Source organism: Streptomyces sp. NPDC048196 (genome assembly GCF_040652715.1).
Classification (GTDB): Bacteria; Actinomycetota; Actinomycetes; order Streptomycetales; family Streptomycetaceae; genus Streptomyces; species Streptomyces siderophoricus.
In genome coordinates this window covers 263,975-289,251 of sequence record NZ_JBEZMM010000005.1, presented here as the reverse complement: position 1 = coordinate 289,251, position 25,277 = coordinate 263,975, and the positions used below count along the sequence as shown (strand labels likewise).

Sequence of the window (25,277 nt, the reverse complement as noted above, 5' to 3'; positions counted from 1 at the left end):
GCCACTCGCTACGACAAGACCACCGAGTCCTACCAGGCCGCCGTCACCCTCGCCTCGCTCCTGATGTGGGCGTGACATTTGAAGACATCTCCTAGGGGACCGTCACGCCCCCTCCCCCCAAAGGAGGTGGGGCCCGCCGTCTCCGTACAACTTGAGGGGGAGACCGCTTCGGCACCTGGGACCGATCCGCGTGCACCCCCCTCGCTCCTAGCGTGGGAGCCATGACCACGCCTGTGTGCACCAGCGCTTCGACCGCCGCTGTGTTCCCCAGCTTCTCGTCCTACGTACGGGCCCGGGGGCCGGTCCTGCTGCGCGCCGCGCGGTCCCTGTCCGCCAACCCGAACGACGCCGAGGACCTCCTCCAGACCGCCCTGGCCAAGACGTATGTGGCCTGGGAGCGGATCGAGGACCACCGCGCGCTGGACGGTTACGTCCGCCGCGCGCTGATCAACACCCGTACCTCGCAGTGGCGCAAGCGCAGGGTGGAGGAGTTCGCCGTCGACGAGCTCCCCGAGCCCGACCCGCTGCCGTCCCCCGACCCGGCCGAGCTGGAGGGCCTGCGCGATGCGATGTGGCGCGCGGTGATGCGGCTGCCCCCGCGCCAGCGGGCCATGGTCGTCCTCAGGTACTACGAGGACCTGAGCGAGGCCCAGACCGCCGAGGTCATGGAGGTCTCGGTCGGCACGGTCAAGAGCGCCGTCTCCCGCGCCCTGGCCAAGCTCCGTCAGGACCCCGAACTCGCCATGATCGCCTGAGGGAACGGCCGGGGGGAGGGAGGCGGAGACGGAGGCGGGCCTTACGTCTCGCGGTTCACCAGCAGTCTGCCGACTGCCTCTTCCAGTTCGGCGACGCGGTCGGCGAGGTGGGTGCGGTCGACCGAGGAGGCGTCGCGCAGGAGGAGTTCCAGGTCTGCCAACTGGCCGGCGATGTCCGCCAGTCGGGCCGCATCGCCGGGCGCGGTGGCGGTTGCGGTGGCGGGGGCCATGGGTGTTGCCGGGTGGGGGACGGGGCCTTCAGGAGGGCCGCCGGCCACCTCGGTCCCTCCGTGCGCCTCGGTCTCTCCGTGCGCCTTGGATGCCCCGGACGTCGCGGATGCGGCCGCGCTCTCCGCCACGTCAGCAGCCGTACGGGGCTCCTTCGGCTTCGCCCCAGGGAGCTCCTCCGACCCACGGGCCTCGTCCAGCCCATGGATCTCCTTCGGCCCATGACCCTCTGCCACCTCCTCCGCCCCGCGAATCTCCGTGGAGGTGGACGTGGAGGCGGACGTGGACGTGGACGCGCCCGCCGCCTGTTCCGATTCGGCCGCGCCCGGGCGGTTCTCGTTCGTCAGGAGACGTTTCAATTGCTCTGCCTGGGCGGCCAGTTGGCGGTTTTTGCGGTGGAGGTCCAGGAAGACGTTCACCTTGGTGCGCAGGAGCCAGGGGTCGAAGGGCTTGATGAGGAAGTCGGCGGCGCCGACCGTGTAGCCGCGGTAGGCGTAATTGGGGTCGACCGAGGCGCCGGTGAGCAGAATGATGGGCACGTCCTTCGTCTGGTCCAGGCCCTTGATGTTGGCCGCGGTCTCGAAACCGTTCATGCCGGGCATCAGGACGTCGATGAGGACCACCGCGAATTCCTCGCGGAGCATTGCCTTGAGGGCTTCTTCGCCGGAGCGGGCGCGGACGACTTTCTGGGTGAGCGAGCCCAGCACGGCCTCCAGGGCGACGAGGTTCTCCTCCATGTCGTCCACGATGAGGATGCTCGATGAGGTGTCCGGTGTCGTCGTCATGACCGCCGCCCTGACTCCGGCCCCGCCGTATCCTCCTGCCGGTCGACCTCCCCGGTCTCCATGGTCGCCTTGGTCCCCTTGGTTTCCCTGGCCGGCCCGGCCTCCCCGGCGTGCCCGGCCTGCCCGATCTCCTTGGTCTGTCCGGCCTCCTTCGACTGCGCGGCCTTTCCGGTCTCCCCGGCCTGCCCGGCCTCGTCCCCGCCCTTCGGATCGCAGCCGCCCCCGGATTCCTGGGTCGCATTCGGGTCCAGCAGTTGGCAGATCACCGAAAGGAGACGGTCCACGTCCACCGGTTTCGGGATGTAATCGTTGGCGCCGCTTTCGATCGCCTTTTCGCGGTCGCCGGGCATGGCCTTCGCGGTGAGCGCGATGACCGGCAGGTCCGCGAATCGGGGGGCTTGTCGGATCGCCTTGATCATCTCGTAACCATCCATTTCCGGCATCATGATGTCCATCAGCACCAGGGAGACGTCCGGTGTCCGGTCGAGAACTTCAAGGCCCTCGCGGCCGTTCTCGGCGTATTTCACATTGATGCCGACCCGGCCCAGTACGTGGGTGAGCGCGAAGACGTTGCGGATGTCGTCGTCGACGATGAGGATCCGGCGGTTCATCAGGATCTGGCCGGCGTGTCCGCTCAACCAGTCCTTGAGGCGGGTGGTCTCGGGCCAGGTCACGTCGCCGCCGTCGGTGGGGCGGGGGCCCGTACGGGGGGCGGCCGACTCGGGCCGGCCGGGGAAGACGTCGCCCTTCGTCGTACCCGGGTCCTGGCCGGCCGGTGCCGGGGCGGACGGCACGGTCGGAGCGGCCGGTGCTCCCAGGGTGACGGGGGCGAGCCCGGTTCCGCGGGCGGTCCCGCCGCCCGGCCGGAGCTCCGCCGCGCCGCCGGGACGGCCCTCGGGCCCGCCGTCGGGCCTGGGTTCGGTGCCGTCGACCGGCCGGGGTGACGCGACCGGGTCGAGGACCGGGACCGGTGCGGTGTAGCGGGCCGGGACGTACAGGGTGAAGGTCGAGCCGACGTCGGGTTCGCTCTCGGCGGTGATCCGGCCGCCGAGCAGCGCCGCCATGTCGCGGCTGATGGACAGGCCCAGGCCGGTGCCGCCGTATTTGCGGTTTGTGGTGCCCTCGGACTGCTGGAACGCCTCGAAGATCCCGCCGAGTTTCTCCGGCGGAATGCCGATACCGGTGTCCTTGACGGAGAACGCGACCACGTCGTCGGCGGTGCGCAGCGATTCCTCCTCGAAATGCCGCCCGGAAACGCGTGCCACGAGGAGTTCCACGCCGCCGGTGGAGGTGAATTTCACCGCGTTGGAGAGGAGATTGCGGAGGATCTGCTGCAGGCGCTGTTCGTCGGAGAACAGTTCCTCGGGGACGTCGTCGGCGACCTTGACGTCGAAGGTCAGGCCGCGGTCGACGGTGAGCGGCCGGAAGGTCGCCCGGACGTAGTCGAGGAGTTTGATGAGCGGCAGCGGCTTGGGGTGCACATCCATCCGGCCGGCCTCGATCTTCGACAGGTCGAGGATGTCGTTGATCAGCTGGAGCAGGTCGGAGCCGGCCCGGTGGATGGTGACCGCGAATTCCACCTCCTGCGCGGAGAGCCGCCCGTCGGGGTTGTCGGCGAGCAGCCGGGAGAGCACCAGCAGGGAATTCAGCGGGGTGCGCAGCTCGTGCGACATGTTCGCCAGGAATTCGGACTTGTACTGGGAGGAGGTGGCGAGGAGTGCAGCCTTCTCCTCCAGTTCGGCGTTGGTGAGCTGCAACTCGTCGGACCGCTGGCGGAGTTCGGCGGTGAGCCGCTGGGATTCCGAAAGGAGCGATTCGGTACGGGAGTTGGCGATGATGGTGTTGATGGACACCCCGATGGTGTTCACGAACTGGTCGATGAAGGCGAGGTGGACGTCGCTGAAGCGGCTGAAGGACGCCAGCTCGATGACGCCGAGCACCTGGTCCTCGAAGAGGATCGGCAGGATGACGAGGCTGGCCGGCGCGGCGGCGCCCAGACCGGAGCTGATGGTGATGTAGTCGGGCGGCACGGCGTCGACCACGATCCGCTTCTTCTCCATGGCGGACTGGGTGATCAGCCCCCAGCCGGGGGTGCCCAGACGCAGCCGCGGCAGGGAGCGCCGGCCCTCGGGCTGGCCGGTGCCGTAACCGGCGATCAGCTCCAGGCCCTCGCCCGGCTCGGCGCCCGCCTCGGCCAGGAAGAACGCGCCGAACTGGGCGTTCACCAACGGGGTCAGCTCGCGCAGGATCAGGTCGGCGACCTCGACCAGGTCGCGGTGGCCCTGCATGAGGCTGGCGATACGGGCGAGGTTGGACTCCAGCCAGTCCTTGGCGCGGGTGGTCTCGCGGAGGTTGGCCACCATCAGGTTGACGTTGTTCTTCAGCGCGGCGACCTCGCCCTGGGCATCCACGGTGATCGAGCCGGACATGTCGCCCTGGGTGACCGCACTGGCCACCTCGGCGATCGCGCGCACCTGCGTCGTCAGGTTCAGTGCCAGGTCGTTGACGCTGGTGGTCAGCCGCTTCCAGGTGCCGTAGACGCCCTCGACGCGGGCCTGGCCGCCCAGCTGTCCCTCGCTGCCGACCTCGCGGGCGACCCGGGTCACCTCGGAGGAGAACGAGGAGAGGGTGTCGACCATGGTGTTGATCGTCGTCTTGAGTTCGAGGATCTCGCCGCGGGCGTCGACGTCGATCTTCTTGGACAGGTCGCCCTTGGCGACGGCGGTGGCGACCTGGGCGATGTTGCGGACCTGGGACGTGAGGTTGTCCGCCATGAAGTTGACGTTGTCGGTGAGGTTCTTCCAGACGCCGGAGACGCCGTGGACCTGGGCGCGGCCGCCCAGCCGGCCTTCGGTGCCGACCTCGCGGGCCACCCGGGTCACCTCGTCGGCGAACGCCCGCAGCTGTTTGACCATGGTGTTGACGGTGTCCTTGAGTTCGAGGATCTCGCCGCGGGCGTCGACGTCGATCTTCTTGGACAGGTCACCGTTGGCGACGGCCGTGGTCACCTGGGCGATGTTGCGGACCTGGGACGTCAGGTTGAGCGCCATCGAGTTGACGTTGTCGGTGAGGTCCTTCCAGACCCCGGACACGCCCCTGACCTGCGCCTGACCGCCCAGGTTGCCTTCGGTGCCGACCTCGCGGGCGACGCGGGTGACCTCGTCGGCGAAGGCGGAGAGCTGGTCGACCATGGTGTTGATCGTCGACTTCAGTTCGAGGATCTCGCCCTTCGCCTCGACGGTGATCTTCTTGCCGAGGTCGCCCTCCGCGACCGCGGTGGCGACCTGGGCGATGTTGCGGACCTGGGACGTGAGGTTGTCCGCCATGAAGTTGACGCTGTCGGTGAGGTCCTTCCAGACCCCCGATACGCCCCTGACCTGGGCGCGGCCGCCCAGCTGGCCTTCGGTGCCGACCTCGCGGGCGACGCGGGTGACCTCGTCGGCGAAGGCGGAGAGCTGGTCGACCATGGTGTTGATCGTCGACTTCAGTTCGAGGATCTCGCCGCGCGCGTCCACGGTGATCTTCTGGCTCAGGTCACCGTTGGCGACGGCCGTGGTCACCTGCGCGATGTTGCGGACCTGCCAGGTCAGGTTGGACGCCATGAAGTTGACGTTGTCGGTGAGGTCCTTCCAGACCCCGGACACGCCCCTGACCTGGGCGCGGCCGCCCAGCTGGCCTTCGGTGCCGACCTCGCGGGCCACCCGGGTCACCTCGTCGGCGAAGGCCCGCAGCTGGTCCACCATCTTGTTGACGGTCAGCTTCAGCTCCAGCAGCTCGCCGGTGGCCTCGACCGTCACCTGCTGGGTCAGGTCGCCGCGCGCCACCGCCGTGGTGACCACCGCGATGTCCCGGACCTGCGCGGTCAGCCGCGACGCCATGGTGTTGACCGCCTCGGTCACGTGCAGCCAGTCGCCGGACAGCCCCTGGACCCGGGCCCGGCCGCCGAGCCGGCCCTCGGTGCCGACCTCACGGGCCACCCGGGTGACCTCGCCGGTGAACAGGGAGAGCTGGTCGACCATGCGGTTGACCCCGCTGCCCAGACGGCGCAGATCGCCACGTAGCTCGCGGCTGCCGTCGTGCAGCTCGACGTGCTGGGTCAGATCGCCGTCGGCCACCGAGTCCAGCACCCGGGTGGCCTTGGCCAGCGGGACCACCAGCGCGTCCAGCACGGTGTTGGCCGCCTCGATGTTGGTCGTCCAGGCGCCCTGGCCGGGGCTGGCGGAGATCCGCTCGTCCAGCCGGCCCTGCCGGATGATTTCCCCGCGCACCCGTTGGAGCTCGGAGGACAGATGGGCGTTACGGGCCACGATCTGGTTGAGGGCGCCGACCAGGTCCGCCAGGACGCCGTCCCCGGCGGGGCCGTCCGGGACCTCCACCCGGCTGGTGAAGTCCCCGTCGCGCAGCGCGTTCATCGCCGCGAGCAGCGGCCGCAGTTCGCTCGTGCGCACCCACTGGCCGTTGCCGTCCGGCTGGGGCGGGTCGGAAGCCATGACGCACCCTCCCCCCAATGATCGTTGTGGAGAGACACATTCCCGCGGAGAGATCCTTTTGGGGCGGGTATGACATAGTATAAAGCGCTTGTAATCACATTCTCCCGGTTTATCAGGGGCCCGCAGTGGCAGCGCTGTCCAGCCCGTACGCGACGGAAACCGTGTCCCGGAAGGGTCTGCCGGCCAACCAGCTCGCGGCTTCCGGTGCGCGTAAATTCGTCCGCGCGCTGCTCACCGAACGGGCCGCCGCACCGCCCGCCACCGCCGGACCGGGAGCTGCGGCGATCAGCTCCGAACTCATCTACACCGCGGTACTGCTCACCAGCGAGCTGGTCACCAACGCCGTGATGTACGCCGGCACCGACATCGACGTGACCTGCCGCCTGGAACACGGCCCGCCGCCCGACCCCGAAACGGGGAGCGGCCGGGCGACGGTGGGCGTGGTCCTGGAGGTCTCCGACCGCCACCCGGCCCGGGGCGTACGCGGCGGGGTGGACGCCCGCACGGGAGAGCCCGGCTACGGCCTCCAGCTGGTCAGCGCGCTGTCGGTGGCCTGGGGCGTCACCTACCGCAGGGCGGTCAAGACGGTCTGGTTCCGGCTGGAGGCCACCGAGGGCGAACCGGTCAGCCCGTCCCACCCCCAGTCACCGGCCGCGCAGGACCGCGCCGAACCTCCGGCGCGCCCCGGCCGGCCGGTGGCCGGGCGGCCCGCCGCCGCGCACGCCGCCGAATGGGCCGACCGCGGCGGCCCGTCCTTCCTCGCCGAGACCAGCGAGCTGCTGGCCGGCCAGCTCGACCAGGACATGGTCACCGCGCTCGCCGCCCAGCTGCTGGTCCCCCGGCTCGCCGACTGGTGCGCCATCTGGCTGAGCACCGAGGGCGGCGGACGGCAGCTGTCCCGCGTCTGGCACGTCGACGAGCGGCGCATTGCCCCGCTCCGCGCCGACCTGGAGCGCGACCCGCCCCGTGAGATGTTCCGCACCGGCGGCACCCCCTGGCCCTGGCCGGAACACGCCGGCGCGTCCCCGGCGGGCGGCTCGGCGCTCGCCTTCCCGCTCACCGCCCGCGACACCGACCAGGGCGTCCTGCTGCTCGGCCGGGCCGGACAGCTGCGGATGACCGACACCGTGGTGCGGATGGTCGAGGACGTCGCACGCCGGGTCGCCCAGGCCGTCCACACCGCCCGTCAGTACACCCGGCAGACCACCATCAGCCTGGCCCTCCAGCGCCGCCAGCTGCCCGCCTCACTGGCCAGCATCGAGGGCGTGGACACCGCGATCGTCTACGAGCCGCACGGCGAGGGGCAGACCGTCGGCGGCGACTTCTACGACGTCTTCCCCATGGGCGGCCGCCGCTGGTGCTTCCTGCTCGGCGACGTCCAGGGCAAGGACCCCGAGGCGATGTCGGTCACCGGACTGGCCCGGCACCTCGTCCGGCTGCTGGCCCGGGAGGGACACGGCGTGGAGTCCGTCCTCGGCCGGCTGAACCTCGCCATGGCCGAGGAGACCGCCGAGGCCCTGGAGCAGGGCGGCGAGCAGGCCGGCACCCGCTTTCTGAGCCTGCTGTACGGCGAGCTGGAGGTCGACGCCGGCGTGCCCGGCGCCCGCTGTACGGTCGCCAGCGCCGGGCATCCACCGCCGCTGCACATGTTCGTCGACGGCACCGTCGAGCCGGCCTCCGAACCGCAGATGCTGCTCGGCATCGACGAGGGCACCGAGTACCAGGCCAGCTCCTTCGACCTGCGGCCCGGCGAGACCCTGCTCTGCGTCACCGACGGGGTCACCGAACGGCGGTGCGGCAACTGGCAGTTGGACGACAACGACGGTCTGATCGAGGTGCTCCGGGACGGCCTCGGGCTGGGCGCCAAGGCACTGGCCGAGCACGTACGGCGGGCCGCCCACGACTTCGGCACCGGCCCGGTGGAGGACGATCTGTCCGTGCTGGTCCTCCAGGCGCTGCTGCCGACGGTCGAGCCACGGACCTGAGGGCCTGGAGTGCCCGCACGGCCCGGCCCGGGTGGCTTGGCTCAGGCTCCGCCGGCCCGGCTGACCAGCAGCTCCCCGCCGCCCGCGACAACCCCTCCGCCGTGTCCGACGACCGGGTCGAACTGCCCGCCGTACAGCCGGTGCTTGGCCGTCGCGCCGCCGTCGGCGGGCCGCAGGACGTCGGTGGTCCGCGGCGCCGCCTGGGCGGCACCGGACGCCAGCACGCTGACACCGCTCAGGGCGGCGAGGACGAGGCAACGGCGGAGGTGGGGGCGCATGAGGGCTCCAGTGAGCAGAGGGGACCGGTTGCCCGCCAGCGTGCGGCCCGCCCCGGCACCACACAAGCAACCCGCCCGGCGGGCCATCCCTGTGGGTGAACGCCGGTCTCCTGTCCCGCCGGCCCGCCGGTGACCGAACCCCGTCCGCAGGTGACCGAACCCGCACGCAGGCAACCGAACAGAAGGAAGAAATCAGTCTCGTGGCCGCCTGCTAGTGACATACCGCATGGTATGCCAGCACAATCACCAGGAAATTACCCTCGCGTAACGGCCGCTGTCTTGGGAGGCCCCTGGTGTACAGCACGATGCAGGACGTACCGCTGCTGATCTCACGGATTCTGACCCACGGATCCACGGTGCACGGTCGGTCCCAGGTGACCACCTGGACGGGCGGCGAGCCGCACCGCCGCAGCTTCGCCGAGATCGGCCGCCGGGCCGCCCAGCTGGCCCACGCGCTGCGCGACGAGTTGTCCGTGTCCGACGAGGACCGGGTCGGCACGCTGATGTGGAACAACGCCGAACACATGGAGGCCTACCTCGCCATCCCCTCCATGGGGGCGGTGCTGCACACCCTCAACCTGCGGCTGCCCGCCGAACAGCTGGTGTGGATCATCAACCACGCCGAGGACCGGGTCGTCCTCGTCAACGGCAGCCTGCTGCCGCTGCTCGCCCCGCTGCTGCCCCAACTGGAGACCCTCCGGCACATCGTGGTCGTCGGCCCCGGCGACCGGTCCGTCCTGGACGGCGCGCGGGCCCGGGTGCACGACTACGAGGAGCTCATCGCCGACCGCCCGGAGACGTACGACTGGCCGGAGCTCGACGAACGGGACGCCGCGGCCCTCTGTTACACCTCCGGCACCACCGGCGACCCCAAGGGCGTGCTCTACAGCCACCGTTCGCTCTACCTGCACTCGCTCCAGGTCAACACCGCCGAGGCGTTCGCGCTCTCGACGCGCGATGTCACCCTGCCCGTCGTGCCGATGTTCCACGTCAACGCCTGGGGCCTGCCGCACGCCGCCTTCATGGCCGGCGCCTCGCTGCTGATGCCGGACCGCTTCCTGCAGCCCGCCCCGCTCGCCGAGATGATCGAGACCGTACGGCCCACCATCGGCGCCGCGGTCCCCACCATCTGGCAGGGCCTGCTCGCCGAACTCGACGCCCACAAGAGGGACGTCGCCTGCCTGCGGACCGTCGTCATCGGCGGCTCCGCCTGCCCGCCCGCCCTGATGCGCGGGTTCGAGGACCGGCACGGCATCCGCGTCGTCCACGCCTGGGGCATGACCGAGACCTCGCCGCTGGGCTCCGTCTCGCACCCGCCGGCCGGAGTGAGCGGCGAGGAGGAGTGGGCCTACCGCGCCACCCAGGGACGCTTCCCCGCCTCCGTCGAGGCCCGGCTGATCGGCCCGGACGGCGCGCAGCTGCCGCACGACGGCACCGCGGCGGGCGAGCTGGAGGTCCGCGGCCCGTGGATCGCCGGCGCCTACTACGGCGGCGCCCAGGGCGAACCACTGCGCCCCGACGACAAGTTCAGCTCCGACGGCTGGCTGCGCACCGGTGACGTCGGCACCCTCACCCCGGACGGCTACCTGACCCTGACCGACCGCGCCAAGGACGTCATCAAGTCCGGCGGCGAATGGATCTCCTCGGTCGAGCTGGAGAACCACCTGATGGCGCACCCGGACGTCACGGAGGCCGCGGTGGTCGCCGTACCGGACGACAAGTGGGGCGAACGGCCGCTGGCCACCGTCGTCCTGAACCAGGGCGCCACCATCGGCTACGAGGACCTCAAGGCGTTCCTCGGCGAACGGATCGCCCGCTGGCAGCTCCCGGAGCGCTGGGCGGTCATCCCGGCGGTGCCCAAGACCAGCGTGGGCAAGTTCGACAAGAAGGTGCTGCGGCGGCAGTACGCGGACGGCGAGCTGGACGTGACCCTGCTGGCCTGACCGGCCCCACCGGGCGCCCGACGACCGGGCGCCCGGTACCGCCTGCGGCTAGTTGGTGCCGATCTTGGCCAGCAGATCGACGATCCGGGACTGCACGTCGGCGCTCGTCGAACGCTCCGCCAGGAAGAGCACCGTCTCACCGGCCGCCAACAGCGGCAGCTGCGCCGGATCCAGGTCGGCGGAGGTGTAGACGACCAGCGGGGTGTGGTCGAGCAGCCCGTTCGCGCGCAGCCAGTCGACGATCCCGGCCCGCCGGCGACGCACCTGCATCAGGTCCATCACGACGAGGTTCGGGCGCATCTGCGTCGCCAGGGTGACCGCGTCGGCGTCCGCGCCGGCCCGCGCGACCTGCATCCCGCGCCGCTCCAGCGACGTGATCAGCGCCCCGGCGATGGCGTCGTTCTGCTCGATCAGCAGCACCCGCGGCGGGTGGTTCGCGCCGTCCCGCGGCGCCAGCGCCTTGAGCAGCACCGCCGGGTCCGCCCCGTAGGCGGCCTCCCGGGTCGCCTGCCCCAGACCGGCGGTCACCAGCACCGGCACCTGGGCCGCGCCCGCCGCCTGCCGCAGCGACTGCAGCGCGGTACGGGTGATCGGCCCGGTCAACGGGTCGACGAAGAGCGCCGCGGGGTACGCAGCGATCTGCGCGTCGACCTCCTCACGGGAGTTGACGATCACCGGGCGGTAGCCGCGGTCGCTGAGCGCCTGCTGCGTGGCGACGTCCGGCGCCGGCCAGACCAGCAGCCGGCGCGGATTGTCCAGCGGCTCCGGCGGCAGCTCGTCGTCCATCGGCATGGGCTGACGGTCCATCACCTCTATGGCGCCGTTCGGCCCGTCCAGCGGCTCCGGACCCTCGCTGCCCTCGTCGGGCGCGGAGATCGCGAAGGCCCGCCCCTCGCTGGCGTCCATCAGATGCGGCTGCTGCTGCGGCTGCGCCGCGGGCGCCGGCCCGGGCTGACCGGCCGCCGGGGCACGGTCCTGCGGCGCGGCCGGCTGCGGACCGGGACGCGGCCCGGCCCCGTCCGGTACGGGCCCGGCGGCCGCCGCGCGCTCCCCGTCCTGCGGCGGCGCGGCGAGCTTACGGCGCCGCCCCGAACCCGCGGACGTACCACCGGGCGGGGTGCTGCCGGGCGGCAACGGCCGCTGCTGCCCCGCGATCTGCTGGGCGAACGGCACGCCCTGCCCGAGCGTGCGCACGCTGAACGCCCGGCCCTGGGCCGCCGCCTCGTCCTCGGAGCCCGGCGGGAGCGGCTGACGGTGCGGGTGACCGCCCGGCCCGCCCTGCGCCGGTACGGGCGCCGCGGGCGCCTCCTCGGCGGGGCTGGGGCGGCCACGACGGCGTCCGGTCGGTGCGGGCGGCACCTCGGACCCGGCAGGCGCGTCCCCGCCCGGCACCGGCGCGATGCCGGGCACCGGACCGGCCCCGGCCCCCGTCGCACCCCCCGGACCGGCCGGCTCCGCCGAACCGTCGGAATCGGCGGGCTGCGCCACCAGCCCCTCCGGCCCGGCCACGAACGTCCCGGACGACTCGGAGTCGGCCATCGCGGCCGCCGCACGCTCCTCGGCCGCCGCCCGGCGGGCCCGACGGCGTCCGGTCGGCTCGTCCCAATCGCCTTGCATCTCGGCCGGGTCGGCGGTCCCGGCGGCAGCCTCCAGGGCGTACCCGGGCTGCCCGGCGGACGGCGTGCCCTCCGGACCGCCGGCCACCGGCCGACGCGCCCGGCGCCGGCCCGTACCGCCGGCCTCCTGCGGGCCGGCCGCCTGCGCGGGCACCTGATCGGCGACCGCGGGCAGCGCGGGCAGCCCCGACGGCGCCGGCTGCGGGGCCCGGTCCGCCGCGGCCGGCGGCAGCGCGAACGCCGTCCGCTGCCCGGCCTGCTGCGCGGCACCGGTGGCGGCCGGCGCCCGGTCCCGCTCGCCCTGCGCGGCGCGCTCCGGCGCCTCGGCCAGCGCCCGGCGGGCCCGCCGGCCGGCGGGCTGGACGGGGCCCAGCCCCTGCGGCTGGGCGGGCGCCGGGGCCTGGCCCGGAATCTGCGGACGTGCCGGCACGGGGCCCGTCGACGGCCCGGCCGCGGCGCCCGGCCCGGTGGCGGCCTCGCCCCGGCCCGGCCCGGCGGCCGGTGCCTGCCCCGGCTGCTGACCGGCGGACGGGCCCGCACCCGAGGGCAGCGCGGGCAGCCCGGCGCCCTCCGTGGCACCCTGCCGCGCCCGCCGGCGCCCCGTAGGAGGCACGGCCTCGGCACCCGCCATACCCGGCGGCAGCCCCGGGCCCTCGCCCTCGGCAGCCGCCGGCTCGCCCGGCGCACCCTCGGGCGCGCCCTGCTCCCCACCGGGCCGCCGGGCCCGCCGGCGTCCGGTCGGCGACGCGCCACCGGCCTGCGCCGGCACCGCCACACCCTGCTCCACACCGGCACCGAGGGACTCACCGGCCCCATCGGTACCGCCGTCACCCACCGCGGGCCCCTGGCCCGTTCCGCCGTCGTCCGCCGCGTCGCCGTGCGTCCCCCGGGCCCGCGCGGTCGGGACCGGCATCACCGTCGTCTCGTTGCCGACCGGCACCTCCGCCGACCCGGCCTCCGCAGCGTCGTCCGCCGACTCCGCGCCGTCCGCGCCGTCGATCCCCACCGGCAGCTCCAGCACATAGGCGCTGCCGCCCGCACCGGGCCCGCTGCCCGGCACCTCATGCGTCTGCAACAGCCCGCCGTGCTGCCGCACGATCCCGCGGACCAGCGGCTCGTGCACCGGGTCACCACCGCCGAACGGCCCACGCACCTCGATCCGTACGACCTCACCGCGCTTGGCCGCCGCCACCACGATCGTCGAGTCACCGGGAATCGCGGCACGCGTACCGGTCCCCAGGGCGCCGTCACCGACCGGCATCCGCCCCGTCGAATCCACGCCCGCCACATCCGCGATCAGATGCGACAGCGCCTGCGCGATCCGCTCCGCGTCCACCACCGCCTCTATCGGCGGGGCGTGCACCGCGAACTGCGCCCGGCCCGGCCCGATCAGCTCGATCGCGCCCTCCACGCCCGCGGCGACCACACCGTCCAGCGACACCTTCGCGCGGTTCAGCTTCTCCTTGCCGGCGTCCAGCCGCTGGTAGCTCAGGACGTTGTCCACCAGCGTCGTCATCCGGGCGTGGCCGGCCGCGAGGTGGTGCAGGATCTGGTTCGCCTCCGGCCACAACTGGCCGGCCGGATCGGACGCCAGCGTGCCCAGCTCGCCCTTCAACTCCTCCAGCGGACCGCGCAGCGCCTGCTCCAGAACGGCCAGCAACTGGGCGTGCCGGGCCGCCAGCGCGTCGAGGGCCCGCCGGTCGGTGAAGGTCATCACCGCGCCGACCAGCTGATCGCCGTCCCGCACCGGCGCCGTGGTCAGGTCCACGGCCACCGCACGCCCGTCCTTCGACCACAGCACCTGCCCGCGGACCCGGTGCTTGCGCCCCGACTTGAGCGTGTCGGCCAGCGGCGTGTCCTCCCAGGGCAGCGCCGCCCCGTCCGCCCGCGAGTGATGGATGAGCGGATGCAGTTCCTTCCCGCCCAGCTCACTCGCCCGGTACCCGAGGATCTGCGCCGCGGACGGGTTGACCAGGACGACCTTGCCCTCGGAATCGACCCCGACCACACCCTCGGCCGCGGCCCGCAGGATCATCTCGGTCTGCCGCTGCTGGCGGGCCAGCTCCGCCTCGGTGTCCAGCGTGCCGCTCAGGTCCCGTACGACGAGCATCAGCAGCTCATCGCCGGTGTAGCCGTTGCGGTGATCGGCGTAGGCGGCCTCGAAGGCGGACTCGTACGGGGTCCGGCCGTCCTCCAGGTTCGCGCTGGTCACCTCGACCAGCATCTCGGTGCCGTCCGTCCGTCGCGCGACCATCCGCGTCGGCTTCGTCCGCTGCCCCGCGACCTCCTCGTCCCGGCGCCGCATCGAGCCCGGGATCCGCTTGGAGTCGAAGTCCGGCAGCAGATCCAGCAGACCGCGCCCGACCAGGGCCGTGCCCGGCGCCTCGAAGGTCTCCAGCGCGATGGTGTTGGCGTTGACGACGGTGCCGTTGCAGTTGACGAGCAACAGCGCGTCGGGGAGGGCGTCGAGTATGGCTGCGAGGCGAGCAGCGCCTCGGGATGGCCTGCTGCTCACGAGACGCTTCCCTCCTGTTACCGCACCGTGCCGGGCCCGCCGCGGCGGACCGTCGGGATGGAGTCTACGGGCACTCGCGCGCGACGCGGAGGCGGATGACGGGGAGGTTATGCCGCGGCGCCGTGCGACTCGCCGCACGCCCGACATGTGCCCCTCGTCCTGACCTGGGACGCTACTGCGGCACGAAACGGGTCACGAACGGGTCGCCGGGAGCAGAGGTTCGAAGCGGCTCCAGCGTTCGATCTCACACCCGTTGGTGCGCCGGAAGTCCGCGTTGACGGGCCGCCCCGCCCACGTCCCGGTGACATGCGCGGTCGCCGGCCCGCCGTAGATCATCGTGCACTGCGCGTGCTGCGGCACCGGCGCGAACGGGTCCTTCCCCCACCGCGTCATGGAGTCGAGCTTGTCGCACGCCCGCCGCACATGGTGGTGCGTCCCGCGCGCGGGGTGGCAATACAGCTCGAACGTCCCATCCGTATGCGCCGACCCGGACCGGCGAACGGTAACGGTGAGGTGATCCCGGGGCGCCCCCTGGGACACCCGCCGGGCTGCGGGGGTGGCGGGGTGGGTGGGGTGGTGGATGGCGGGCTGAGCGCTGTGGTGGGCGACGTGGTGGGCGACGGGCTGGACGGTATGGGGCGCGACGGGCTGGGCGTCGTGGTGGGCGGTGGGGCGGACGCCGTGGTGGGCGACATGACGGTCAGGGAAGCCCTGCCGACGAACGTGACCCGGGCTGCCCGCCCCCTCCGCCTGCCCTTCCGACTGTCCCTCGGGCGAGGCCACCTGCTCCCGATGCGCATTCCGCCCCATGACCAGATCAGGCCCGACCAGCGCCCCCGCTCCACCGGTGCGCCGCCCCTCCCCACCCCCGTGGCCGTTCCCGTTCCCCTCGGAGCCGTGATGGCCCGCGCCCGTCACGCCGCCGCCGGACCGGTAGTGGGGGAGCGGGATCGGTGCGGCCGACGCGACGGGCGCCATAAGGGCCAGCACGGCGGTGGCTGCAGTTACGGCGGTGACGGCGGTGGCTGCTGCGGCAGCGGCGGCGAAGGGGGACGACGTCCGGCGGTGCGACATCACAGGCTCCAGAGAGGCGAGTGCGGGGCGGTACGCGGTACGTACACGCCGGGGGCGCACGACACAGCGATCGCCACGGCCCCACACTCCTAACGCGCCGCCGCCCCCGACGTTGCGCCGCAGGAACGTCTTTGCCGGGTGGCCCGCGCGCCTAGTACCGTAGGGGGCGATTGGTGACAGCCCTCGGAGCTGTGCCATCATCGACACACACCACAGCGCGCCTGCGCGCGTGGGGTGCGTGGAGGCGTCGCCTAGTCCGGTCTATGGCGCCGCACTGCTAATGCGGTTTCGGGTTTACCCCCGATCGAGGGTTCAAATCCCTCCGCCTCCGCTCGTCTCCGTTCAGGCCCCGGTCACTCAGACCGGGGCCTGAACGCTTTCTGAGCGCATCGCGCACAGCGGAGGCTTCGCGGACCACGTCCCGGACACGGCGGAGGCCTTATGGGCCCGTCCCGGGGTACCGCATGGACCGTCCCGGGGTACCGCGAAGGTGTTCGGCCCGCCCCGGCACCACGAAGGCTTTGCGGGACGCCCACGGGACCCCTCTCCTCATCCCCCCGGACGCTTCCCTGTCTCCCCGGACCCTTCCCTGATCTCTGGGCCTGACTTTCTCCGGAGCCTTCCCTGGATCTTTCCCCTGGCTCTCCCGGATCTTCCCTCTGGCCCTCCCGGACCTTCGCCGGACTCCCCTTCCTGCTCGCCAGGCTTGCCTTCTCAGTGGCCCCCGTCACACCCGGCGTCGAGCCCGCCCGTCCAGCCCTGCCCCGAAGAGGGCTCCCCCCACCCGAACTTCACTCGGATCGCCGACCGCCGACCCGGCCCCGACTCAGCCCCAAGCCCGCCCGCAAACACATTTACGCAGGTCAGATGGGGTGAGGGGAATGGATTTCGCCTGACGCCGCAGGTCATGTAATGTTGTTCCCGCAACGCCGACCGGCAAGAAAAACCGCCGGAAAGCCAAGCGCTCGTAGCTTAACGGATAGAGCATCTGACTACGGATCAGAAGGTTGCAGGTTCGAATCCTGCCGAGCGCACAGCAGGCCAGAGGCCCCGTTCGAATCGAACGGGGCCTCTGGTTTTTCCGTTGACGGCAGTGAATGACATCAACCGCCTCCGTGGGCCGGTGCAGAGTGGGGAAGGCGGTAGCTGGGACTCCGGCGTTGCCGTCGTCATCGTCCCGGCGGCTGCCGTCACCGCTCAGCGCGTCCCCGAGGCGGTCATTCCGTGAGCATGCGGGCGACGATCAGCGGCTCTCCGCCGACCCGCTGAAGCACCTGTCGGGCGGTGACAACGCCCTCGTACGGATCCACTACCGATCCGCTGCCGCTCCACTAGAGATTCACTACAGATCTACCTCCGGCCAGTGCAGGCCCAGCGCGTCTTTCGTCGTAGGGGGGCTGTGGTGGGATGGCGCCGTGAGTCGTGCTGTAGAGGAGCGCAACCGTCGCATGCTTCGAGCGCGGGATGCGATGGACCGTGCCTATGCGCAGCCCTTGGACGTGGCGGCGCTGGCGCGGATCGCCCATGTGTCGGAGGCGCACTTCTCGCGCGTCTTCCGGGCCACGTTCGGTGAGACGCCCCACCGCTACCTGCAGCGCCGTCGGGTCGAGCGTGCGATGTTCCTGTTGCGGGAGACCGATCGCCGGGTGACCGACATCAGCTTCGAGGTGGGGTTCAACAGTCCCGGGACCTTCAGTCGCACCTTCCATGACATCGTCGGCCGATCACCGAGGGAGTACCGCAAACAAGCGGCGGCCACGGGCGTGCCCACCTGCTTCACGATGGCGTGGGCGCGACCGAGTGCCTGACCATTCGTGTCGACCGCCGGCCGCCGGCTCCCGGTGCGCGGTACGTCCGGCGACTGGTCAGTTTTGGATAAGTTTTCGTCCGGCGTGCTCAGTAGCGTGAGGGACATGTTCAACGCCATTACGCACTCGCAGATATACGTCCTGGACCAGGACGAGGCCCTCGACTTCTACGTCGGCAAGCTCGGCCTTGAGGTCACCGCCGACATCGACATGGGCTTCATGCGCTGGCTGGCCGTCAGCGTCCCCGGGCACCCCGAGCGCCAGATCCTGCTGGAGAGGCCCGGCGCGCCGGCGATGTCCGAAGAGACCGCTGAGCAGGTACGGGAACTGGTGACCAAGGGCGCGATGGGCGGCTGGCTCATCTTCACCACGGACGACTGCCGCAAGACCTACGAGACGCTGCTGGGTCGGGGCGTGGAGTTCACCGAGGAACCCACCGAGCGTCCCTACGGAACCGATTGCGGCCTCCGCGACCCCTTCGGCAACCGCATTCGCTTCACCCAGCCGAGGACCTGAGCAGCGTTCGATGGGTCGGGCGACTGACCCATCGGATACCTCTCCATCTCCCCGCCGCCTTTTGCGCCTCTGGCCTTCATCCTTCGTCACCTCGTTTACAGGGTTCTCCACCTCATCCACCTCATCCACCTCATCAAGGCGCCCGGCTGCGCTTCGCTCTGCCGGGCGTGCTTCCTGGCTCCGTTGCGGGCGACGCTGCTCAACAGCGGGCGCAGAGAGGGTCGGTAGGGTTTTGCCCATGGTGACGGCGATTGTCCGCGAGTGGCGCGACGAGGAAGGGTGGGGCGTCCTCGGCTGCCCCGAGACGCCCGGCGGCTGTTTCGGCCACTACTCCGCCATCCAGACGGTCGGCTTCCGAACGCTCGCGGCCGGCCAGCAAGTGGACCTCGTGTGGGAAGCCCCCGGCTTCAAGCAGGACGGATACGACTACCGTGCGGTGACCATCGTGCCTCGGTCCGCCTGACCTCCCGCCTCATATCGACACGGCCCAGGCTCACGTTTCCTTGCAGCCCGTTGCGCCTTTTTGCTCCCTGGTGGGGGTCGGTGGTGGTCGGTGCTGGGAAAAGGATTAGGCGTGGGGGCGGGAGTCGCGTAGTGTTCGGGGAACCGACGCGGGGTGGAGCAGCTCGGTAGCTCGCTGGGCTCATAACCCAGAGGTCGCAGGTTCAAATCCTGTCCCCGCTACTGACGCCGCGGGCCGTGGATCTGTATCCACGGCCCTGCGGCTTTTTGCGTTCCTGGGGGTTTTCGTTCCGGGGCTTTTGTGGTCCCAGGCTCTTTTACGGTCCAGCAGCTCCCCGGCTCCCCGGCTCCCCGGCTCCCCGGCTCCCCGGCTCCCCGGCTCCCCGGCTCCCCGGTTCCCTGGTTCGGCTTCCCGGCCCCTGGCCCCGCGGTGTCAGGGGTGGTGGGGTGGGGGCGGGGTTGTGTAGTGGGCGGAGGGGCCTGTGGGTGGGGTGGGGGTGAGGTGGGGGTGGAGGAGGAGGTTGTCGTCGTAGTCGCCGGTGTTCTGGTGGCGGAAGGCGAGAGGCTCCGTGGTGGGGAGGGTGCGCAGGCGCTCACGTAGGCGGGTGGCGGCGGTTGCGTAGGCGGTGGGAGTGGTGCGGTCCGCGCCGGGGATCAGGAGGGGCGGGAGGACCGCCATGCCGGTGTACCAGAGGGTGCCGTGCTGCAGGGGGAAGAGGAGATCGTTGAGGTCGCCGTTGACGCCGCGCGGGCCCAGGGTGGCGGCGCGGGCGCCGGCGGTGGTGATCACCATGGCGCGTTTGCCGGTGAGCCGGCCGTCGCCGTAGCGCAGGGGGCGGCCGGTCTCCGGGTCGGTGTGGCCGAAGGCGAAGCCCTTGATGAAGACGCGGTCGAACCAGCCCTTGAGGATGGCGGGCATGCCGTACCACCACAGGGGGAACTGGATGATCACGGTGTCCGCCCAGGTGACCTTCTCTTGTTCCTCGGCGATGTCCGGGCTCAAGTGGCCGTGGTGGTAGGCGCGTTCGGAGGCCGGGCCGATGTGGAGGCGGTCGGCGGGGTCGTGGCCGTAGTCGGTGGCGTCGACCACCGGGTTCCATTTCATGGCGTACAGGTCGGAGACGCGGTATTCGTGGCCGTGGGCTTCGAGCGCGCGCAGGCCCTCGTCCTTGAGCGCGCCGCTCAGGGAGCGCGGGTCGGGGTGGGCGAACAGCCAGAGGATCTTCATGCCACCCACTGTCCGGACGGGCGGGCGTACGGACGAGTGGCCGGATGGCCATACTGTGCAAGGATCGGGCCATGCGGTCGGCAGGGGATGGGCCACTGGGTTGGCCATGCGGTCGGCCATGGAGCCGGCCATGGAGCCGGCCATGGGGTGGGGTGGTCCACGGGGTGGGCCACGGGGTGGGTCATGGGTCCGGCCACGGGATGGACCACGGGTGGTACGGACCACGGGGTGGGCCATGGGGATGGTCGTGGGGCCGGTGAGGGGGGCGGTCATGGGAATGGGGCGTGGGGTGTCGTGAGGTGCCGTGGGGATGGAGCGGGGCGAGTGAGGGGTGGGGACGGGGTGCGGCGGCATCGGGTGGTGGTGCTGGTGCGGGACGGGATGTTGCCGATCGAGGTGGGCATCGTGCACCGGATCTTCGGCGAGGCCCGTTCGGCGGACGGGGAGCGGCTCTACGAGCTGGTGACCTGTGCGCTGGAGCCGGGTGAGGTGCGGACGGACACGGATTTCACGGTGTGTGTGGCGCACGGGCCGGAGGCGCTTGCCGAGGCGGACACCGTGGTCGTGCCGGCCTCCGGGGCGGATTACGACCGGACGGAGCATGGTGCTGGGCGACTGAGCGCGGAACTGGCCGAGGCGCTGGAACGGATCCGGCCCGGGACGCGGATCGCGTCGATCTGTACGGGCGCGTTCGTGCTCGCGGCGGCCGGGCTGCTGGACGGGCGGCGGGCGACCACGCACTGGCGGTCGGTGGACGACTTCCGCCGGCTGTTTCCGCACGTCGAACTGGACGCGGACGTGCTGTACACGGATGAGGGCGACGTGCTGACGGCGGCGGGGGTCGCGTCGGGCATCGACCTGTGTCTGCACATGGTCCGGTGTGACCACGGGGCGGCCGTCGCCAATGACGTGGCCCGGCGGACCGTCGTACCTCCGCACCGGGAGGGCGGCCAGGCGCAGTACATCCGGCGGCCGATGCCGGAGCCGCAGGTGTCCTCGACGGGGCGGGCGCGGGCCTGGGCGCTGGAACACCTGGACCGGCCGGTGACGCTGCGGGAGCTCGCGGGGTGCGAGGCGATGAGCGTGCGGACCTTCACCCGGCGGTTCCGGGAGGAGGTGGGGATCTCGCCGTTGCAGTGGCTGACCCAGCAACGGATCGAGCGGGCCCGGCAGTTGCTGGAGGAGACGGAACTGACGGTGGACCGGATCGCGGCGGAGGCCGGCTTCGGGACGGCGGCGTCGCTGCGGCAGCATCTGCAGTCGGCGCTGGGGGTGTCGCCGCGGATGTACCGGAATACGTTTCGGGGGCCGGGGCCGGGGCCGGGGCCGGGGCCGGGGCCGGGGCCGGGGCCTGTTCGTGTGGAGGCTGTGGCTGGTGGGGGCGGGGCGGGGGCTGTGGCTCGCGGGGGCTGGGGCGTCCGGGGGGCGTGAGGCGGGCGGTCGGGCGGTGGGGGCGCTTTGGGGGGACGGGCGCTGTGTGGGTGGGGGGCGCTTTGGGGAGACGGGTGCTCTGTGGGTGGCGGGTGCTCTGGGAGAGGCGGGCGGTCGCGCGGGTGGGGGCGCTCTGAGGGAGACGGGCGCTGTGTGGGTGGCGGGTGCTCTGCGGGAATCCGGGCGTTGTCAGTGGGGGGTCGTACGCTGGCGAGGTGTGGTGGCGATGTACGGGACCGCGCTGGTCGGGCGGTGGTTCGGGGGTACGGCCTGGAGCCGGGCCAGGGCCAAGGCCAGGGCCAAGGCCAGGGCCAAGGCCGAAGCCAGGAGTGAGGTCCCGGCTGGGATCGGGGGCCGGGCCAGGAGCAGGGTCTGGGTCCGGGGCGGTGCCTGGTGCGCTGACGGACTCCGGGGCGCTGACGGCTTCCGGGGCGCTGAGGGGAGCTGGCGGGCTCGGGGAGTCTGACGGGCTGAGGGGGCCTGGTGGGCTGGCGGGGGCCGGTGCGGCGGCTGCGGCGGGGCCTGGGGTGGCGGGGGCGTCGACGGGGTTCGGGCAGCGGCTGGGCTGGTATTGCGCCGAGCGGGACGAGGAGCGGGAGAGTCCGCTTCCCGCGGGGAAGAGGCTGGCCTTCGCGGCGCAGGGGGAGCGCCGTTGTCTGGGCGTACGGCGGGCCGGCCGCTGGCTGGTGTGCCCGTATGCGGCGGTGCTGGACGGGGAGAGCGCCAAGGATCAGTGCGCGCGGTGTGCCCAGCTGGACCGGTCGCGGTCGGTGGCCGCGGACACCATGGCCGATGACCCACGTCCGTACGCCGTCTACCTCGCGTACTTCGGGCCCGGTCTGCTCAAGGTGGGGATCACGGCCGCCGAACGGGGGCCGGCGCGGCTGGTGGAGCAGGGAGCGGTCGCGTACGCATGGCTGGGCCGCGGTCCGCTGATGGCGGCGCGACGGGCAGAGGCGCTGCTGGGAAGTGCCCTGGCGGTCCCGGACCGCTTCGCGAAGGCGGCGAAACGGGCGGCGCGGGGAGCGCTGCCGGACGTACCGGAGCGATGCGCCGAGTTGGCTCAACTGCACGCGAAGGCAATGGAGTTGGGCGGGTGGCCGGAGACGCTTGAGCCGGTGGAGTTCGCGTTTACGGACCATACGGAGCTGTTCGGGCTGGACCGGGTACCGGCCGGTGCGGCGGTGTTGGGCGGGCTGACGGTGGGGGCGGAGGTCGTGGGGGAGGTGCTGGCCGGGGTCGGGTCGGATGTGTATCTCCGGCTGGCGGGAGGAGATGAGGGGGCAGTGGGGCCAGTCGGGTCAGTGGGTGCAGTGGGGTCAGTCGGCTCAGTGGGGGCAGTGGGTGCAGTGGGCTCCGTGGGGGGAGTGGGTGGGGCTGAAGGGCGGCGTTCTGGTGCGGGTCAGGCGGCGGGGCAGGGTGCGGGGGCCGGTGGGCCGGGGCCCGTTGTGGTGATGGATGCGCGGTTGCTGTCGGGATGGGTGCTGGGGGCGGCCACGGGGCGGGTGACGACCGTGCCGGTGCTGCCGGTCCGTACGGCGGTACCGGGTGCGTCGGAGCGGGGAGGGGAGCAGGAAGGGCTGTTCTGACCGGGCGGGTCTGTTCTGAGCGGGCGGGTTTGTTCTGAGCGTGCAGGTCGGTTTTGACCGTGTGGGTCCGTGCTGACCGTGCGGGTTCGTTCTGACCGCGCGACGGGCGCTGCGCCTTTGTGAGGGCGGGTTCCTCTGGGTTCGCCTGGGTTCCTCTGCTTTCCTCTGCGTTCCTCTGGATTCCTCGCGTTCCTCTGAGTCCTTCTGAGGTGTGGGGTTCTGCTGGGAGGGAGGGATCGGCTGCGGCGCAGGGTTCTGCTGGCCGGGCGTGCCTGCGAGGCTGAGGGCGGCCGGTGCCCTACGGGTGGCGGCCGTCGGTGTAGCGGATGGAACGAGGAGGGGCCGGAGTGGCGGACGGGGACGAGCGGGTGGGGGCGTTCTGGCGGGGTCTGGGCCTGCCGGGGCTGATCGACGTCCATACGCACTTCATGCCGGAGCGCGTGATGGCGAAGGTCTGGGCGTATTTCGACGCGGCCGGGCCGCTGGTGGGCCGGGAGTGGCCGATCATGTACCGCTTCGAGGAGGAGCAGCGGCTGGCGGTACTGCGCGGCTTCGGCGTACGCGCGTTCACCTCGATGATCTATCCGCACAAGCCGGGAATGGCGCAGTGGCTGAACGGCTGGGCGGCCGACTTCGCGGCTCGTACGCCCGATTGTCTGCGGACCGCGACGTTCTTCCCCGAGGACGGCGCGGAGGCGTACGTACGGGACGAACTCGCCGGCGGTGCACGCATCTTCAAGGCGCATGTGCAGGTGGGGGCGTACGACCCGACCGACGCCCGGCTCGATGCGGTGTGGGGGGCCGTCGCGGAGGCGGGGGTGCCGGTGGTCGTGCACTGCGGGTCGGGGCCCGCGCCGGGCAAGCACACCGGTCCGGAGCCGATCGCGCGGGTGCTGGCCCGGCACCCCCGACTCCGGCTGATCATCGCGCACATGGGGATGCCGGAGTACGCCGACTTCCTGGAGCTGGCCGAACGGTATCCCGGTGTGCACCTCGATACGACGATGGCCTTCACGGACTTCGCGGAACGGACGGCGCCGTTCCCGCGGGCCGAGCGCGCCCGGCTGGCGGAGCTCGGTGAACGGGTCCTGTTCGGCAGCGACTTCCCCAACATCCCCTACGGGTACGCCCATGCGCTGGAGGCGCTGGCCCGGCTGGGGATGGGGGAGGAGTGGCTGCGGGGGGTCTGTTACGGGAACGCGGCGCGGTTGTTCGGGGTAGGGGAGACCGGGGCCGTGGTGGAGAACGGGGGGTAGATCGTGCCGCAGAACGGGACGGGGCGGGGCCGGGGCGGGGAACGTGGTGGAGACCGGCCGGCTGGGGAGGGGAACGTGGTGGGGGCCGGGCGGGGCCGTGGGAGGAGATGGGGCGGGGCCGTGGTGGAGGCCGGAGTAGAGGCTGTGGGTGGAGACCGGGTTAGAGGCTGTGGTGGAGACCGGGGTGGCGGCCGGGGGCAAGACCGTAGTGGTGCCCGTAGGGGAGCGGTGCGCTGACGGTGTGGCAGGTGGGCCGGGGCGCTAGCGGGCCGTTGGTGTTGCCGTTGCGGCGGTGGCCAGGTGGGTCAGGGCTGCGGCCAGGTCGGTGAGGGTGGCCTCGTCCGAGACGCGTTCCGTTGCAGCGTCGATCTTCGGGCCGATCGCGGGGATTTCGCGGCAGGCGGCCGTGATGACCTCGCCGGTCATCATGCGCAGGGTCTCCCGGAGTTGGGCGTTGGCGTAATCGCCGCCGGTGGGGAAGGGAGACGCGGTGATCACCGCGACCGGCTTGTGGACCACCTCGCCGCTGCTGACCAGCCAGTCGAGTGCGTTCTTGAGGACGCCGGGGACTCCGTGCGCGTACTCCGGGCTGACGATGAGCAGGGCGTCGGCGGACGCCACGGCGGTGCGCAGGCCGGCGACGGAGGTGGGAGGAGTGGCGTCCTCGCCGTCCAGGTCGGGGTTGAAGTGCGGGAGTGCGCCGATGTCCGCGGTGGTGGCGGGGCCGTCCCACAGGGTGAGGGCGGAGTTCAGCACCGCACCGTTGGAGGATCGGGCGCGCAGGCTGCCGGAGAGGGCGACGAGGCTCAGCGAGTCGCCCGGCGGGGCGGTGGGCGTCAGAGGGGCCTGTGCCGAAGGGCCGTGTGACAGAGGGGAGTTTGCCAGAGGCTCGTGTGTCATGGCAGGACGGTACGCCGGGGGGACCTGGATGGGTGGGTGAGGTACCCGCTAAGAGGCAAAGGTGCTGGTCAGGGCGATTGTCAGTGGGGGGTGCCATGCTTGGGGCAGTGGTGATCGGCCTGGACCGCGCGGGGGGCGGCCCAGGCCGGTCACGGATCCGGTCATGGATGCGACCACGGAACCGGTCACGGACCCGCTCATGGATGCTGCGACGGAGCCGGTCATGGATGCGGACACGGAAACGGGGGCGGAACCGGCACTGATGTGGTCGCGGACTCGATCCGGGGCCCGAGCACGTACTTGGTCGCGGACCTGACCATGGACCCGGGCGCGGACTCGACCAGCGGCTCGGCCATGGGCCCTGTCGCGGCCGGTGCTCGGGATTCTCAGGAGATTCACAGGAAGGAGCAAGGGAGCT

Annotated in this window: 15 protein-coding genes, 3 tRNA genes and 1 pseudogene; 12 read left to right on the top strand and 7 right to left on the bottom strand. The window is 71.9% G+C overall.

Annotation, left to right across the window (positions count from 1 at the left end; all coding sequences use genetic code 11):
* Positions 1 to 221: 221 nt before the first annotated feature.
* Positions 222 to 755 (top strand): SigE family RNA polymerase sigma factor, encoded by a 534-nt coding sequence (locus tag AB0E02_RS09420; protein ID WP_030416267.1) that lies wholly within the window; start codon positions 222 to 224, stop codon positions 753 to 755.
* Between the two features lie 572 nt (positions 756 to 1,327).
* Here the strand turns inward: AB0E02_RS09420 and AB0E02_RS09415 are convergent.
* Both AB0E02_RS09415 and AB0E02_RS09410 read right to left on the bottom strand, forming a co-directional pair.
* Positions 1,328 to 1,768 (bottom strand): annotated as a pseudogene (locus tag AB0E02_RS09415) (response regulator); the annotation flags it as partial.
* Positions 1,765 to 6,258 (bottom strand): HAMP domain-containing protein, encoded by a 4,494-nt coding sequence (locus AB0E02_RS09410; protein ID WP_362137380.1) that lies wholly within the window; start codon positions 6,256 to 6,258, stop codon positions 1,765 to 1,767. The gene AB0E02_RS09410 and the pseudogene AB0E02_RS09415, both read right to left, overlap by 4 nt.
* Positions 6,259 to 6,383: 125 nt before the next feature.
* On the opposite strand from AB0E02_RS09410, the gene AB0E02_RS09405 reads away from it, so the two are divergent.
* The gene (locus AB0E02_RS09405; protein WP_362137379.1) at positions 6,384 to 8,243 is read left to right on the top strand and encodes a SpoIIE family protein phosphatase; all 1,860 of its coding nucleotides are present in this window, start codon (positions 6,384 to 6,386) and stop codon (positions 8,241 to 8,243) included.
* A 41-nt stretch (positions 8,244 to 8,284) separates the two neighbouring features.
* Here the strand turns inward: AB0E02_RS09405 and AB0E02_RS09400 are convergent, their stop codons facing one another.
* Positions 8,285 to 8,521, bottom strand: coding sequence for a hypothetical protein (locus tag AB0E02_RS09400; RefSeq protein ID WP_362137378.1), 237 nt, complete (start codon positions 8,519 to 8,521; stop codon positions 8,285 to 8,287).
* A gap of 293 nt (positions 8,522 to 8,814) precedes the next feature.
* Here AB0E02_RS09400 and AB0E02_RS09395 point away from each other — a divergent pair, with 293 nt between their 5' ends.
* Complete coding sequence (locus tag AB0E02_RS09395; RefSeq protein WP_362137377.1) at positions 8,815 to 10,464, top strand: long-chain fatty acid--CoA ligase; 1,650 nt, start codon at positions 8,815 to 8,817, stop codon at positions 10,462 to 10,464.
* 48 nt (positions 10,465 to 10,512) lie between these two features.
* On the opposite strand, the gene AB0E02_RS09390 is transcribed toward AB0E02_RS09395, so the two are convergent.
* Positions 10,513 to 14,595, bottom strand: coding sequence for a PAS domain-containing protein (locus tag AB0E02_RS09390; RefSeq protein ID WP_362137376.1), 4,083 nt, complete (start codon positions 14,593 to 14,595; stop codon positions 10,513 to 10,515).
* A 192-nt stretch (positions 14,596 to 14,787) separates the two neighbouring features.
* Positions 14,788 to 15,669 carry an SSI family serine proteinase inhibitor gene (locus AB0E02_RS09385; protein WP_362137375.1) on the bottom strand — a complete coding sequence of 294 codons (882 nt, stop codon included), beginning with the start codon at positions 15,667 to 15,669 and terminating at the stop codon, positions 14,788 to 14,790.
* A 240-nt stretch (positions 15,670 to 15,909) separates the two neighbouring features.
* Here AB0E02_RS09385 and AB0E02_RS09380 point away from each other — a divergent pair.
* From AB0E02_RS09380 to AB0E02_RS09355, 6 genes are all read left to right on the top strand, one after another.
* Positions 15,910 to 16,000, top strand: a tRNA-Ser gene (locus tag AB0E02_RS09380).
* Between the two features lie 630 nt (positions 16,001 to 16,630).
* Positions 16,631 to 16,703, top strand: a tRNA-Arg gene (locus tag AB0E02_RS09375).
* Between the two features lie 414 nt (positions 16,704 to 17,117).
* Positions 17,118 to 17,477: an AraC family transcriptional regulator gene (locus tag AB0E02_RS09370; RefSeq protein WP_030798139.1), complete on the top strand. Its 360-nt coding sequence runs from the start codon at positions 17,118 to 17,120 to the stop codon at positions 17,475 to 17,477.
* Positions 17,478 to 17,582: 105 nt separating this feature from the next.
* Positions 17,583 to 17,993: a VOC family protein gene (locus AB0E02_RS09365; RefSeq protein WP_362137373.1), complete on the top strand. Its 411-nt coding sequence runs from the start codon at positions 17,583 to 17,585 to the stop codon at positions 17,991 to 17,993.
* 238 nt (positions 17,994 to 18,231) lie between these two features.
* Positions 18,232 to 18,456: a cold shock domain-containing protein gene (locus AB0E02_RS09360; RefSeq protein ID WP_362137372.1), complete on the top strand. Its 225-nt coding sequence runs from the start codon at positions 18,232 to 18,234 to the stop codon at positions 18,454 to 18,456.
* 147 nt (positions 18,457 to 18,603) lie between these two features.
* Positions 18,604 to 18,677 (top strand) — tRNA-Met (locus AB0E02_RS09355).
* Between the two features lie 211 nt (positions 18,678 to 18,888).
* Here the strand turns inward: AB0E02_RS09355 and AB0E02_RS09350 are convergent.
* Positions 18,889 to 19,683 carry an NAD(P)H-dependent oxidoreductase gene (locus AB0E02_RS09350; RefSeq protein ID WP_362137371.1) on the bottom strand — a complete coding sequence of 265 codons (795 nt, stop codon included), beginning with the start codon at positions 19,681 to 19,683 and terminating at the stop codon, positions 18,889 to 18,891.
* 324 nt (positions 19,684 to 20,007) lie between these two features.
* On the opposite strand from AB0E02_RS09350, the gene AB0E02_RS09345 reads away from it, so the two are divergent.
* From AB0E02_RS09345 to AB0E02_RS09335, 3 genes are all read left to right on the top strand, one after another.
* Entirely contained in the window at positions 20,008 to 21,114 is a 1,107-nt protein-coding gene (locus tag AB0E02_RS09345; RefSeq protein ID WP_362137370.1) for a helix-turn-helix domain-containing protein, read from the top strand.
* 527 nt (positions 21,115 to 21,641) lie between these two features.
* The gene (locus AB0E02_RS09340; RefSeq protein ID WP_362137369.1) at positions 21,642 to 22,703 is read left to right on the top strand and encodes a DUF2797 domain-containing protein; all 1,062 of its coding nucleotides are present in this window, start codon (positions 21,642 to 21,644) and stop codon (positions 22,701 to 22,703) included.
* Positions 22,704 to 23,050: 347 nt separating this feature from the next.
* Positions 23,051 to 23,959 carry an amidohydrolase family protein gene (locus AB0E02_RS09335; RefSeq protein WP_362137368.1) on the top strand — a complete coding sequence of 303 codons (909 nt, stop codon included), beginning with the start codon at positions 23,051 to 23,053 and terminating at the stop codon, positions 23,957 to 23,959.
* A 261-nt stretch (positions 23,960 to 24,220) separates the two neighbouring features.
* Here the strand turns inward: AB0E02_RS09335 and AB0E02_RS09330 are convergent, their stop codons facing one another.
* Positions 24,221 to 24,859, bottom strand: a complete 639-nt coding sequence (locus AB0E02_RS09330) for an NADPH-dependent FMN reductase (protein ID WP_362137367.1) — start codon at positions 24,857 to 24,859, stop codon at positions 24,221 to 24,223.
* Between the last annotated feature and the right edge of the window lie 418 nt (positions 24,860 to 25,277).

Excerpts from the sequence above, each read along its gene's own strand:
- AB0E02_RS09420 (WP_030416267.1), top strand. The coding sequence starts at position 222 with ATGACCACGCCTGTGTGCACCAGCGCTTCGACCGCCGCTGTGTTCCCC.
- AB0E02_RS09410 (WP_362137380.1), bottom strand. The coding sequence starts at position 6,258 with ATGGCTTCCGACCCGCCCCAGCCGGACGGCAACGGCCAGTGGGTGCGC.
- AB0E02_RS09400 (WP_362137378.1), bottom strand. The coding sequence starts at position 8,521 with ATGCGCCCCCACCTCCGCCGTTGCCTCGTCCTCGCCGCCCTGAGCGGT.
- AB0E02_RS09385 (WP_362137375.1), bottom strand. The coding sequence starts at position 15,669 with ATGTCGCACCGCCGGACGTCGTCCCCCTTCGCCGCCGCTGCCGCAGCA.
- AB0E02_RS09370 (WP_030798139.1), top strand. The coding sequence starts at position 17,118 with ATGCTTCGAGCGCGGGATGCGATGGACCGTGCCTATGCGCAGCCCTTG.
- AB0E02_RS09365 (WP_362137373.1), top strand. The coding sequence starts at position 17,583 with ATGTTCAACGCCATTACGCACTCGCAGATATACGTCCTGGACCAGGAC.
- AB0E02_RS09360 (WP_362137372.1), top strand. The coding sequence starts at position 18,232 with ATGGTGACGGCGATTGTCCGCGAGTGGCGCGACGAGGAAGGGTGGGGC.
- AB0E02_RS09350 (WP_362137371.1), bottom strand. The coding sequence starts at position 19,683 with ATGAAGATCCTCTGGCTGTTCGCCCACCCCGACCCGCGCTCCCTGAGC.
- AB0E02_RS09330 (WP_362137367.1), bottom strand. The coding sequence starts at position 24,859 with ATGACACACGAGCCTCTGGCAAACTCCCCTCTGTCACACGGCCCTTCG.